Source organism: Sodalis sp. RH22 (assembly GCF_047324165.1).
Taxonomy (GTDB): Bacteria; Pseudomonadota; Gammaproteobacteria; order Enterobacterales; family Enterobacteriaceae; genus Acerihabitans.
Map to the genome: position 1 here is coordinate 476,952 of NZ_CP178731.1, position 13,042 is coordinate 489,993.

Here is a 13,042-nt window from a genome sequence, read left to right on the forward strand (position 1 = left end):
AATGGCAAGAAGCACGACGGCAGTATCCGCCGGCGAACAGGATGAAGCTAAGACCGGCACGCCAGGGAAAGCGGCAAGTATTGCGGCAGTAACGCTCGGCAATGCGCTTGAATTTTATGATTTCACCCTCTACAGCATTTTTGCCGCTATCATCGCCCGGCAATTTTTTCCGGCAGATACGCTGCTGGGTAGCCTGATGCTGTCGGTGGGGGTGTTCGGTGTCGGTTTCCTGACGCGTCCACTGGGAGGGATACTGATTGGAGCTTATGCCGACCGCAAGGGAAGGAAAGCCGCAATGACCCTGACCATCGCCCTGATGGCGCTGAGTACGGGTCTGCTCGCCGTTATTCCACCCTATGCGGCTATTGGCATCGCCGCGCCCTGTCTGGTGGTACTGGCCCGCCTCATCCAGGGCTTTTCCGCCGGCGGCGAAATGGGACCGGCCACCACCTATCTGCTGGAACGGGCGCCTGCCGACCGGCGGGGGCTATATACCAGCTGGCAGTCAGCCAGTCAGGGTCTGTCATTCCTGCTAGCCGGCATCATCGGTTATCTGATGACGCAAATCCTGCCGAAAGAGAGCCTGGAGGCCTGGGGATGGCGGCTGCCGTTCCTGCTGGGCGTCCTGATCGCCCCGGTCGGCATGTATATCCGTAATCGCCTTCCCGAAACATTGGAAAGCGGGCGGACGTACGGTTCGACCAGGGAAGTTCTTACCGACTTGCTCGCCGGCCATGGCCGTACAGTGATATTGGCGGGCCTCGCCATCGCGGGCGGCGCCGTCACCATGTACATTTCGAGCTATATGACCACCTATGCGATGACAACGCTCAGGCTTCCTGCCGGGGTCTCGATGCTTGCGACACTGGTGACCGGCGCGACCATGGCGATAATGAGCCTGCTGGGAGGATGGCTGTCGGATCGGTTTGGCCGCAAAGCGGTCATGATCATCCCGCGCATGCTGCTGGTCCTAGCGGCCTATCCCGCCTTCATGCTGATTACGCGGGAACAAACGGGGACCATGCTGCTCCTGATGGTCGCGCTGCTCGTGACGTTGCATTCCCTCAATGCCGGCGTGATGCTTGGCATGATCCCGGAATCCTTTCCGAGCCGGGTGCGCAGCATCGGCCTGTCTTTTTCCTATGCCGTCGCCGTCACGATCTTCGGCGGAACGGCGCAGTTTGTGGTCACCTGGCTTATCGCCGTCACCGGCAATCCGATGACGCCGGCCTGGTACCTGGTCGGCGCCAATGCCGTCGCCGTGGTTGCCATGCTGATGATGCGTGAAACGCGGCATACAGCGCTCAATGATTAAACAAGATTTGGAATATACGGTAATGAAGAACACCCTATTTAAAAAGATCGGCGAGTACCTTCCCCAATTGATCGCCATCCGGCGGGATATTCACCAGCACCCTGAAACGGCGTTCGAAGAGCGGCGAACCTCAGCGCTGGTCGCCAAAACGCTTGAAGGCTGGGGGATCGCCGTGACGCGCGGGATCGCCGGTACGGGCCTGGTTGGCACAATCCGTGGGCGTCGGCCCGGGATACGCAGTATAGGACTCAGGGCGGATATGGATGCCCTCAATATTGAGGAAGCGACCGGCCTGGCCTATTCCTCAGGATACCCAGGCAAGATGCACGCCTGCGGCCATGACGGTCATACGGCCATGCTATTGGGCGCAGCCCGTTATCTTGCCGGGGATCCCGACTTTGCGGGTACGGTCCACCTCATCTTTCAACCGGCGGAGGAGGAGGGAGGGGGAGGGCGCAAGATGATCGAAGAAGGCCTGTTCGAGCGCTTTCCTTGCGACGCCGTTTATGGCTTGCATAACGAGCCGGGACTGCCGGCCGGCCGGTTTGGCATCCGGCCGGGTCCAATGCTGGCCAATGTCGATACCTGGGCTGTCAGGTTCGCAGGCACCGGAGGGCACGGCGCGGTGCCACATCGCGCCGTGGATCCCAGCCTACCGCTGGCGCATTTTCTGCTTGGCCTGCAGACCATCATCGGCCGTAACGTTCCTGCCCGCGAGACCGCGGTTATCAGTACCGGTTATATCGCGGCGGGTCATGTACGCTCCACGAATGTCATCCCCAGTGAGATAGTGGTACGAGGCACCGCGCGCTCCTATGAGCCATCGGTCAGAAATATACTGGAACGGCGTCTCTCCGAACTGGCGGTCAATCTGGCGGCCGCGCATGAATGCACGGCTGTGGTCAGCTATGAGCGGGGATATCCCGCTCTAATCAATGCCACGGAGCAAACGCAACTCGCCGCCGCCGCCGCCGTACGCACGGTGGGTGAGGAGCGGGTCGAAGCGCTTTATCCGGCCATCACCGCAGGAGAGGACTTCGCCTACATGCTGGAGGAGCGGCCGGGAGCGTTTATGCTGATAGGCAATGGCGTAGAGGCCGACGGCACGTTTCATCACGTCCACACGCCGCGCTTCGATTTTAATGACGATATCCTGTCGTTCGGGATCGGCTATTGGATCAATATCGTAAAACTGGAATTGGTTACTGAATGAATGCTTGCTGTAATTTGGCGCGCACGCGTACGATAAGGCGTTCTGAGCAGTGATTTATATCATTATCTAACCAGTGTATAAATTAAAAGTATTCAAATTTAAGACGAGAAATCCGCAATGCCGTGTGTCTGAACATCTGCCGATCCTGCTCAGCGCTTAAAATAGGCGGTAATGGCATCAAATGCCCCAGACAGTTGAGGTAAAGTAATTTTTAGCGAAATTAATGGCGATCCTAATGCGTTAATTACCAAATAAGCAATTGATCAATGCGAATTCACGCATTTGGTGATTGATATTTTTGCTAAAATCAGCGTTACAATCGAAAAAATGGGGCGGAATTGTCTTTGACCTACTCACTGGATCTCATAAGTTTCCTCTTTCAGTCATGGATGAATTCGGCCGGAAATAACATGAAATGAATCATTAAATTATTTTTCTGCCATTGGGCTATCTGTTGTTTAAACACCCTGTAGCCAACATTTGGAATATGTCTTCGACACGGAATATATGCTGGCCCGCTTCCAGGAATCGCCCGGTACGAAGAATGATGTTACATACCTTCGTCATTGCCGCATGGGCCGCCCTTATCTGGTGGTTATCATCGATGACATCTGTGATCCCGGCCAGCCCCAGTTCGTCTTCCGTCAGGTGCGGGTAGGCGGTCGGAATGGCATATAACGGTTTCAAGATCCCAGATGAAGCGCTAAGCTCGCTGTAATGCGCTGCGAATTCAAGCACCTCCTGCCCGGAAGACATTTTCGAATGTACCAAAATGGCATCGGATTCAGAGTGCAAGTAACGTTAGGCTCGTCTCACTGCTTCCGCCATTCCCGCGCCGGCGATCAGCGCCTCAGTTCGTGCAATTATCATGAAATCGGGGCTTTGAATCGCTCGTTTAGTGGCAGCAATTTTCGCAACGAACACCTCAAGATCTTCCAGATTATGGCTGACACTGGCGGCAAGGCTTGAACGCTTGGGAAAAACCTTATCTTCGATGACGACCGCCGACACCCCTAACGCTTCCAACCGGGCACAAAAATGCTGGCAGGCAACAGGCTCTCCGCCCGTATCAACATCAACGATCAAAGGTAACATTGTCGCCGATGCTATTTCCTCAACCGTTTCAAGACGCTTTTCCAACTGACCCAGTTCAATGTCGGGAAGCGCCCGGGAAGTCGCAATGCTGAATCCCGAAATCTATAGTCCGTCGAAACGCGCAGTCTTGCCGGAGGCTATTTCCACTGCTGCTTCCGATGCCACCAGCGCGGAGAGCGGGTTATGGCATTCCATGAAGCGCAGCGTATGACCGGAAGTAAGACTGTGCTTTAATCGTGGCCGGCGTTCCTCCGGCAAGAGATGCATATCAAGTAGCGTCATTTGACAGCCTCATCGATAGCGGCTGGTGAAGTGAACGGCCCATCATAAGCAAAAGGAAAACGGATCCGCATGGGTTTCTCGCGCGTCAATTCCTCACGTACATGGGCGGCAACCCCGGCGCAACGGCCGATGATAAAGATCAGCCTGCCGATCAATGGCTCAAAGCCCATGCCCAACAGTATCGCCGCGATAGCACCGTCAACATTGACCGGAAATTTGCGGCCATGCTCGGCTTCCAGCGCCCGTTTAAGCGCACGCATCATGGCGATCTCCTGGCCGCAAATACCCAGCGTCTCCGCCTGACGCCAAAGCTCACGCGTTCTGGGATCTTCGGTATGAAAGCGATGTCCAAGACCGGGAAGCCGGCGTTTTTCCCGCTTTGATTGCGCGACCAGCCCGGCGGCCCGCTTTGCCATATCGTCCGGCGATGTCACGTCTTTGAAGGTGTCCGCCAGCATCACCATGGACGCTTCCCCTGCTCCGCCGTGAGCGTCACCTATAGCGAGCAAACCGCCCCCCACCGCCGCCTCCGGCGCACGGCGATTGCCGCTCGCAATGACGCGGGCGGTCAACATTGATGGCGATGTGGGACCATGGTCGCAGGTGGATATAATAATGGCATTGAACAGCGCGGCTTCCGCCGGGGACGGACGATGTCCGGTGAAAAGGAGATAGACAACCTCGCCAAAAGAACCCCATTGCATCAACGTTTCTATAGGCACGCCGCGAACAGCCAGGCGGCCATTGCCAAAATCCGTGATCCCCGTACGCCAGGCGGTGTGTTGCAGTTCTTCCGCTTTTTTCATCAGGCCCTCCGCTCAATTTTCGTCGATTGTGATAAAGCAGTTTCAGCCGCAATCTCGCCAAGTATATCGTCACGATCCTGATCCGCACGCGGCCCAATACGCCGTATACGACCGGGCGTACGGGAAAAACGCGGGACGACGGCATGCATCGGATAAGTGCCGAGTTCCGGGTCCTCCACACTTTCCATCACGCCACGCCCGGTTACGTGCGGATCGGTGAGCAGTTGGGCGATGTCATAGACCGGCGCGCCGGCAATCCCCTCGGTCTCGAAGGTGCCCATAAGTTCAGCTAAAGTGAATGAAACGAGTTTGTCGGCCACAATGGCGTCAATCGCATCGCCGTTTTCCACACGCGCTTCATGGCTGGCGAACCGATCGTCTTCAAGAAGATGCCCGAGCCCGAAGATACGGAAAAATTTTTCGGCCATCACGGGCGTGGACACTGAAATGACGACCCATCGATCATCCCGTGTCAGGTAGATGTTGCGCGGCGCATTGTTCGGCGAGCGGTTGCCACGCCGTTCGGGAACATGGCCAGTTAGACGATAGGCGGCGGCAACCGGTCCCAGTACGGAAACAATTGGCTCCTTTCTCATAGAACAGGTGGGGTTGTGGTGGATTGTTATCATCGATTTTTTGCAGTACGGTAAAAGATGTGATGATCACCATCCGTGTCTCACTCCGGGATGCGTTGTAAACAGCGTGACATCCGCTGGGGTTACCCTTTGTTTCTTCGCGTTTCTGGTTCGGTTGGCCGTAATAAAAGGCTCTGAGTGAGGAAAAATTAATGAAAATGCCTGATCGGCTGGTGATTGTTCATGGATTCCTGTCAACGCCTCGCCATCACTGGTTTCGCTGGCTGAAAGCGCAATTCGAAAACCAGGGAACCCAGGTTATCCTGCCTCGAATGCCTGCTCCCCGGACACCCAAGCCAGAACAATGGTTGTCCCATTTAACACACAGTGTCCCTACACCCACATGCCATACCTGGTTTATCGCCCATAGCCTGGGGTGTATTCCCTTGATGCATTATCTTGCTTCTTTAAACGAAGGGAGAGTCGTTGGGGGAGCCATCCTGGTGGCGGGGTTTGCCGAACCGGTTCCTTTATTGCCTGAACTGAATGATTTTACCCGGCAAAGAATTGATTATAGGCAACTCAAAGAGAACGTTCACCATCTTATTACGTTGCGGTCGATGAATGATGATATGGTCCCGCCTGACTTCACACTGTCACTGAGCCGCGAACTCTCTGCCGAGCTTTATAGCTTTCCTGCGGCGGGACATTTCAGGGATCGGGATGGTTTTTGCCAGTTTCCCGCTTTGTTGAAGGTCTTGCATAAGTACCTGTAATTCCTTTATATCAAGCTTTTAGCAAGCCAACAGTATCAAATCAAAATGAATTGGCCAACGCTAGCGCAGTCCCCGATTTAGCGCACAGCCAATGAGATTTCCGGCCAGTCGACCTTCAGCCTGGTTCCTGTTGAATTCAATGTTCATATGCAGCAATGACAGCGTCAGCTGCTTCGATATAACCGGCGCCTCCAGGCCCCTCAGTGATCCGGTGCTGGGCGTGGGGATCTCATGCAGGTATTGGCGCACGGTGCTGATGCCCACCGAATGTGGGAAGAAACTGAACATGAGGGCGTCGTTGGTGGAATCTTCCGTGTAGAGAACCGTCTCCGGCCGGGAGTCGATGTCCACGCCGGACATGTCGGCCAGTATGCGTCGTGTCATGGCCAGCTTGTCATAGTCACCCAGCCAGCCCAGTATCCACAGATTGTTGATCGTGGTATGCGTACCTACGGCCCGCAAGCGATCGGCCAGACGGTGGGCAGTAGCCTTGTCACCCGGCCGCGCAAACGCCAGGCCGGTCAACCGAAATAGCTGATCGTCGGCGAAAGTGACATCCGGTATTGCATCCTTCACCTTTAAGGCTATGTCGTCCAGCCGGGTGCGTATGCCCGGCAGGTCTTCCGCTGCGTGCCAGAATTCGCGCATTACGCCATGGCCATTCGATGCGCGCTGGGAAAATAGGCTACCGTTCTCACCGATCACGCAATCGACCGACCACATCCTGGCCATCTGATCGCACTAGCCCGCAGGCGCCGTGGTGACGGGTATAACTTTTACCCCCATCGCCTGTAATCGTTCGAGCGCCGCATAGGGCGTTGCGGCTAGCCTGCCCCGGTAAATCAACGTTTCATCCATATCAGTCAGGATGAAACGTACCGAGCGAAATGCATCGGCTGGGGCGGTAGAGAGGGGTAGTAGCATTGTTGCCTCGCTTGTTTCAGGTGTCGTTTTATGGCGGATAACGGAATCATGGCGCCATGTCACGGCCTTTAGGCTTCCGGGCTTTGCAGACAACTGAATATGAGTTGCTTGCAAAACTAAGGCCGTACAGCTTATAAGCCTGCCTATTCAACTCACGGCGCCGGTGGCACCTCATGAGTCGCCTACTGCGTTTCCCTTGCACCGGCCGCGTGTCCCGGCGTTAAGAATAACCAGCGGAAAACATGAAACAGCACCGGCCCGGGTAGCGCCAGCCGATACGAAGATATCTGTGGGTTTTGTTTTATTGGAAAAAATCGATGCTTTCCGGCCATATCGACAAGGTGACATCAAAACACATTATCATAACTGAGGCATATTGATATTCATGATCTGTATCCTGCAGGCAATCTGACACGGGACATGCACTGTAAACAAGCGGTTTTCGCCTGAACCCAACCAGATTATCTCATTGCGGCGATCGGTCGTTGATGATTACTCATTTCATTATGGCCCAAGGTTTCCAGTTGCCGCTGCGGGAGTATGCGGGGTAGTCACAGGCCCAGTCGGCGAGAATAAATCGTTAACTAATGCTTTCTTTATAGATGCAATATCAAAAGGGAGTATTGACAGCGATAATCTGGGTGCGTTATTTTTTACCCCCATCATATGATGTGTGAAGTAAAGAACAATGCCTCAACCGTAGGGTCCGAAAGGAGGGTAACTCCCACTATGTTATATAAGACAACAAATAAAAATAATGAGTATTAATTTCCTCAGAAAAAATCAGTATTATAAGGAGTCGATAAATGAAGGTCACACTCCACCATGAAATTCCTGGCGCAGATGAATACAATGCCTTGCGGATAGCTCTGGGGTGGGGAAGTTCAGCGCCAGATATAACCATCTTAGCTTTACAACGTTCGCTTTTCTCGGTCACTTTGCGGCAGTCCGGGCAACTGGTCGGTATGGCACGTGTGATCGGTGACGGTGGCCTAGCCTTTTATATCCAGGATGTGATAGTTACTGAACGTCTGCGCGGACAAGGATACGGAAAACGATTAATGGATGAAGTCATGGTGTTCTTACATGGCACGGCGCAGTCAGGCTCCGTGATAGGGTTAATGGCGGCGCTGGGGAAAGATGCGTTTTATACTCGATATGGATTCAACCGTCGCCCTAATGAATTTCAGGGGTCCGGTATGACGCAATTTCCAAGTGAATGGTAGCTTCAACCTTTTATGAATGCGCGAGCTCAGGTGTTTATTGAGCTTTAGGTATTGATTGGTTATATGGCTGTGATACCTTGGCTTATCTATTGTTATAGCCGTTTTTGGCATTCGCTCGATTCTCAAAACAGGCAATTTTTATTTGATTAACATTGCATAGCGATAAAACGACCTAATTGCTTCACGCTGTCTTTGCTACTACTCCAGACGGTAATAGTTTCCAGATGGTAATAGTTGAAATTTTTGTGGTTCTGAGGTGGCACATAATATCAATGAAGCATCAGCAAAAGCAGCGGTGGCTGCAGTATCGTCACCAAAAATCAAAAACTCCAGTGATGATTTAAGAACACCATTTTCATTGAACGCCGATTCAATCGCCAAGCGTTCGGCCAGGATGGCATTGATGCCTGCATGAACAATATCCGTCGGAATACCCTGGCGCCACTCCACTAGGCTGAGTAATTCATTGTGCCAGCCGGTTTTTTTAATTGCGCAATGGCCGCATTCAGACGGGCTACATCGCTGAGTTCCGGTCCAAAGTCAGAACAAATTTCCCATAAGTTTTGCAATTTTTTAGGCAGATTGGACATCGGGCCATTTTTTTTGCCTAAATTTTGCAGCAACAGTATTTCGGCGGCGACCCCCTGGGGAAGCGTTTTTGTCGCTGCGCGCCGTCAAGCCAGCGCATCAAAAAAAGATGGTCCGTGAGGGCATTACCCGCGCGCCCATCCTGCCGTGCTAAATTCAGCGCCACCAGGGCAAAAATGAAAAATGAGCTAAAAAACCGGCAACCTCTTCAGTTAGTTCCTGGTTCTGTGAAGGTGGCATATTTTTCCTTAACTCAACTCATCATAAATTGATTCTCTCTAATAAGGTAGTGTACGGTGACGTAAGGCAAGGATAAACCACCAATCTGAATATTCTTCCCTGGATGGAAAAAATTGTGCATATCAAAGCCCTTTTCTTGAGGAATTTGTTAGATATATTGTGTTCAGGCGGTTGGGCAATACTGTCCTTCTGAAAGCCTGAAGTTGACCTGAGTAACCTGATACCGGTGTCGTGATAAAGAAAAAGGGTTCAGATGAAATCATGGTGCGAGTTATTTAACCCAGTAATGGCGCTGGATATAGGGTCGCAAAACACATCTAATCTGTACTTGTATCACCTGGGGCCTCTATAAAGATGATCTGGACACTCATCTGGCTCATCCAGCGATGAGACGGACGGCAGCCACGCTTGTCTCTGTCGCCATCCCTTGAAGAAGGAATCCAGAGTAGCGCGGTCCGCGAACGTGGGAACATACAGATTCGCTTTGTCTTTTTTTCTGTACTCATCTTTTCTGGAATATTCAGAAGAAAATGAGCAAGGAAGTCGTACGGTATCTTTTAGTGCTATACGGGTAATATGGAACCAATGTTGATGGCACTTGGTAAATACTGGCTGATAAAAATAGGCCTGCCCCGGTATCACAGATAGGAATTATTGCAGAGTTAGATAACATAGCAGGTTAAGAAAATACAAAAGAATGATTGAATGAATTATGTCCCTGGTGGAATAGCACAGACGGTTGTCAAAGCGGGAGAATTCGTATTTGTCGTCGCTGCATTAGTATACGGACATGTTTACGGTATGAGAAATGGCTTAATTGAGGCGAGCTCGGCCCTCAAATATGTTTACAATCCTGGTGCGGAGAAAGTAAAAAAATTGTGAGGCATTATCCGCAGATCGAGGCCGCTGAATTGCTGGCGCAGATCTTTGCCGATGAAAAATTAAGCTTGTTGCCGCTGCGGTAATTCCGTTATAGAGATATGAGCTGGGTCTGAAAGTCATGGCGATAGGCAAGGATTACGATAGGCAGGGATTACTTTACGGATAAAGCACCAGTGACCACGCTTGAACAATTCGAACATGCAAAAGCCATGGTCAGCAAGACCGGCAAAAAATATGTGGTGTACTATAGCGAGCGATTACATGGAGAAAGCGCGGTTTTTGCGTTCAGATCATCAAAGTCGGGGCAATAAGCAACGTCATCCAGACGCTGGGCACCGGGTCGCATCGGGACGGTCACCTGGGACGGCCAGATTGGATTTATGAGCGCCGCTATTTTTTTTGCGGTATACTCTGCGATATTGCATGAGAGGTGGTCCCGGAATTGATGGTGATGTTAAAATATTGTTTAATATGGAAATTTATTCATCAGGTTTTGTATTAATCCCCGATTAAAGCCCCCAGGTCAAATGATTTTAGTTTTGCGATATTTATAAAAAAAAGTACAATATTTTTAAATCAATCTTTTTCTCTGTAGGCAATTCGTCGAATTATTGGTAACTTAGTAGAAAAATTTAGAAGAAAAATGGCTTTTCATCCGAAAAGCAAAAATCATTATTACAGTCATTTATGGCAAGTTTAATACAGCTTCGACTTTACTGATGTTTTCAAAAAAACGAGGCATATGGTTAGTAGAATGGTCATCAGTAATAAATTTATTTATTTTGTTAAAAGAATCAGTGATTGCCGTTTGCACATCAGGAAGGCTAACCAAAGGAATGATTATTGCTCAATCTAAAGTAAATCACCGTTCTTTTTGTAAACTTTCGCAATGTAGATATTTCGGCCATGAAGAATTATCTTTTTATCTTGTCCCATCTAATACGTTGCTTCCATTCTTCTTAGGCAATTTAAACATAACTGATACAAATTAACACTATTTATCAATAAAACATTTTTTTAAGGATTCCGTCATCGATTGCACGGGATCTTTAGGACTTTTAATCACTCCTGAGTAGCAGCGCGAGCACAAACACCGCGCCGACGCCGGCGGTAATAATACCGATAGGCAGCTCTTGGGGCGCTAACAGACAGCGGCTGAGCAAATCGCCCGCCGACATCAGCACCGCGCCCAGCACTGCCACCAGGGGCAATAGACACCGGTGGCGCACGCCCGCCAGCGGCCTTGCCAGGTGGGGCACCATCAGGCCGATAAACCCGATGACGCCGGTCAGGGCGACAAACAGGGCCGTGGCGAACGCGCAGCATAGAAATACTTCGATGCGCAATACGGTGACGTTGATGCCCATCGACACCGCGCTTTGTTCCCCGGCCAGCAGGGCGTCCAGCGAGCGCCAGCGCAGGGCGGCCAGCGCGCCCAGCAGGCATAACCCCGCCAGCGCAAAACCGATATTGTCCCAGCGGGCCAGCCCCAGCCCGCCCAGGGACCAGAACAGGATGGAACTGGCCGCCCGCTGGTCGCCTGAGAACACCAGGAAGTTGGTGAGGGCGCCGAACAGGAACGAGACCGCCAGGCCGGAGAGCACCAGCCGCGCCGCGCCGCGCGACTTCTGCTGTAAAAACAACAAGATGACGGCCAACGCCGACACGATGCCGCCAACAAAGGCCGCCACCGGCAATGCCCAGTCTCCCAGCCGATCGCCCAGGCGGGTCATTACCGCCACCGCGCCGGCGGAGGCGCCGGAGGAGAGGCCGAACAAAAAGGGATCGGCCAGATCGTTGCGGGTGGTGGTTTGCAATAACGCGCCGACCATGGCGAGGCCGGCGCCGGTTAACATCGCCAGCAGGCTCCTGGGCAGGCGGATTTCCAGCACGATCCGCGACACCATCGGCTCGGCCCGTCCCGTTCCCGCTCCCAGCGCCGACAGTATTTCATCCGGCGTGAGCGAAGTACTACCAAACACCACGTTGGCCATGCCCATGATGACCAAGGTCAGCAATGCCGCCGTCATGATTAGCGCAAATCCGCGGCTCCGTTGCTTCATGAACGGCTATCCTTCATCAAATACTGTCTCTCATTAAATACTGTCTCGCATAAAACGCCATTTCTCACTGAAAACGGTCGGGATACAGCGCCCGGGCCAATTGGCTGATGGCTTCGATGTTGGCCGGTCCCGGCGTCAGCTGCGCATATTGCAACTTCAGGTAGCGGTGGTTCATCACCGCCGGGGTGTGCTTCATCAGGGGGTGGCGCTCGAGGAAGTCCCGCAGCGTCTGCGCGCCGCCGCCCGTTTGGTAATCCAGCAGAACGATCAGGTCCGGCTCGGCGGTGGCCACGCTTTCCCAGGAGGTGGTGCCCCAGTTGGTGTCCAGGGTATCCATCACATTACGTCCGCCCGCGGCCTCGATCAGCGCGGTAGGCATGGCATAACGACCGCTGGTAAACGGTTTATCCTCGCCGGAATCATACACGAACACCTTTAACGGCGGGCGCTGGCCGATAGTTTGCCGCAGCGCGGCGAGCTGCGCTTTCCAGCCGTCGACCAGCGTTTGCGCGCGCTCCGCCTGGCCAAAAATCTTGCCCAGGTTCAGTATATCGCCGTACAACAGATCCATCGTGGCTTTCTGTTTTTGCCGGCCGATATGCACGCAGCTTTCGGTCAACACCAGCGTCGGCACGCCGAAACGGGCCAGCGATTGCGGCGTCACCTCGCCGCCTACCTTCATACCATAATTCCAGCCGGCAAAAAAGAAGTCGGGATTGACCGCCAGCAGGTTTTCCAGGGTAGGGTATTTGGGCGCCAGCTCCGGAATGCCGCCCAGCTGGCGGGTGAATTCCGGCGTCGCCTTATACCAGCCGGTAATCCCCGTCACGCCGCGGATGTGCGGTTGCAATTCCAGGGCAAACGCCATTTCCGTCATATTCAAATCATGAATGACCGCACGCTGCGGGGCCTGCGTAAAGGTCAGCGGTTGTCCGCAGCTGGAGACCGTGACCGGGAAACCCGAGGCCTGCGCCGCCGCCGTCACCAGCAGGCTCAACGCGGCCGAAAGCAGAGACTTGTTCGGATACTTCTTCATACAGAGTTGTCCTCAGGTTAA

General features: G+C 53.0%; 12 protein-coding genes and 1 pseudogene. 5 read left to right on the forward strand and 8 right to left on the reverse strand.

Going from position 1 to position 13,042, the window contains the following annotated elements; all coding sequences use genetic code 11:
• Position 1: 1 nt before the first annotated feature.
• Positions 2 to 1,315, forward strand: a complete 1,314-nt coding sequence (locus tag ACL2XN_RS02180) for an MFS transporter (protein WP_413730073.1) — start codon at positions 2 to 4, stop codon at positions 1,313 to 1,315.
• Positions 1,308 to 2,528: a M20 aminoacylase family protein gene (locus tag ACL2XN_RS02185; protein ID WP_413730074.1), complete on the forward strand. Its 1,221-nt coding sequence runs from the start codon at positions 1,308 to 1,310 to the stop codon at positions 2,526 to 2,528. Before ACL2XN_RS02180 ends, ACL2XN_RS02185 begins: the two co-directional genes overlap by 8 nt.
• Before the next feature lie 801 nt (positions 2,529 to 3,329).
• On the opposite strand, the gene ACL2XN_RS02190 is transcribed toward ACL2XN_RS02185, so the two are convergent.
• The 4 genes from ACL2XN_RS02190 to ACL2XN_RS02205 are packed head-to-tail and all read right to left on the reverse strand — an operon-like array spanning position 3,330 to position 5,340.
• Complete coding sequence (locus ACL2XN_RS02190) at positions 3,330 to 3,668, reverse strand: isocitrate lyase/phosphoenolpyruvate mutase family protein (protein WP_413730075.1); 339 nt, start codon at positions 3,666 to 3,668, stop codon at positions 3,330 to 3,332.
• 57 nt (positions 3,669 to 3,725) lie between these two features.
• The gene (locus tag ACL2XN_RS02195; protein ID WP_413730076.1) at positions 3,726 to 3,905 is read right to left on the reverse strand and encodes a hypothetical protein; all 180 of its coding nucleotides are present in this window, start codon (positions 3,903 to 3,905) and stop codon (positions 3,726 to 3,728) included.
• Positions 3,902 to 4,711, reverse strand: a complete 810-nt coding sequence (locus ACL2XN_RS02200) for a citryl-CoA lyase (RefSeq protein WP_413730077.1) — start codon at positions 4,709 to 4,711, stop codon at positions 3,902 to 3,904. The genes ACL2XN_RS02195 and ACL2XN_RS02200 overlap by 4 nt, the downstream gene beginning before the upstream one ends.
• The gene (locus tag ACL2XN_RS02205) at positions 4,711 to 5,340 is read right to left on the reverse strand and encodes a CoA transferase (RefSeq protein WP_413730078.1); all 630 of its coding nucleotides are present in this window, start codon (positions 5,338 to 5,340) and stop codon (positions 4,711 to 4,713) included. The genes ACL2XN_RS02200 and ACL2XN_RS02205 overlap by 1 nt, the downstream gene beginning before the upstream one ends.
• A gap of 158 nt (positions 5,341 to 5,498) precedes the next feature.
• Between ACL2XN_RS02205 and ACL2XN_RS02210 the strand changes: the two genes are divergently transcribed.
• Positions 5,499 to 6,062, forward strand: coding sequence for an RBBP9/YdeN family alpha/beta hydrolase (locus tag ACL2XN_RS02210; RefSeq protein WP_413730079.1), 564 nt, complete (start codon positions 5,499 to 5,501; stop codon positions 6,060 to 6,062).
• A gap of 60 nt (positions 6,063 to 6,122) precedes the next feature.
• On the opposite strand, the gene ACL2XN_RS02215 is transcribed toward ACL2XN_RS02210, so the two are convergent.
• Positions 6,123 to 6,785: a hypothetical protein gene (locus ACL2XN_RS02215; RefSeq protein ID WP_413730080.1), complete on the reverse strand. Its 663-nt coding sequence runs from the start codon at positions 6,783 to 6,785 to the stop codon at positions 6,123 to 6,125.
• 1,007 nt (positions 6,786 to 7,792) lie between these two features.
• Between ACL2XN_RS02215 and ACL2XN_RS02220 the strand changes: the two genes are divergently transcribed.
• Complete coding sequence (locus tag ACL2XN_RS02220; RefSeq protein WP_413730081.1) at positions 7,793 to 8,212, forward strand: GNAT family N-acetyltransferase; 420 nt, start codon at positions 7,793 to 7,795, stop codon at positions 8,210 to 8,212.
• A 198-nt stretch (positions 8,213 to 8,410) separates the two neighbouring features.
• On the opposite strand, the gene ACL2XN_RS02225 is transcribed toward ACL2XN_RS02220, so the two are convergent.
• On the reverse strand, positions 8,411 to 8,662 hold the full coding sequence (locus ACL2XN_RS02225; protein ID WP_413730082.1) for a hypothetical protein: 252 nt from the start codon (positions 8,660 to 8,662) through the stop codon (positions 8,411 to 8,413).
• Between the two features lie 1,083 nt (positions 8,663 to 9,745).
• On the opposite strand from ACL2XN_RS02225, the pseudogene ACL2XN_RS02230 reads away from it, so the two are divergent.
• Positions 9,746 to 10,343 (forward strand): annotated as a pseudogene (locus ACL2XN_RS02230) (gfo/Idh/MocA family oxidoreductase); the annotation flags it as partial.
• A 637-nt stretch (positions 10,344 to 10,980) separates the two neighbouring features.
• Here ACL2XN_RS02230 and ACL2XN_RS02235 read toward each other — a convergent pair.
• Together ACL2XN_RS02235 and ACL2XN_RS02240 are read right to left on the reverse strand one after the other, a co-directional pair.
• On the reverse strand, positions 10,981 to 11,985 hold the full coding sequence (locus tag ACL2XN_RS02235) for a FecCD family ABC transporter permease (protein WP_413730083.1): 1,005 nt from the start codon (positions 11,983 to 11,985) through the stop codon (positions 10,981 to 10,983).
• Positions 11,986 to 12,049: 64 nt separating this feature from the next.
• The gene (locus ACL2XN_RS02240) at positions 12,050 to 13,021 is read right to left on the reverse strand and encodes an ABC transporter substrate-binding protein (RefSeq protein ID WP_413730084.1); all 972 of its coding nucleotides are present in this window, start codon (positions 13,019 to 13,021) and stop codon (positions 12,050 to 12,052) included.
• Between the last annotated feature and the right edge of the window lie 21 nt (positions 13,022 to 13,042).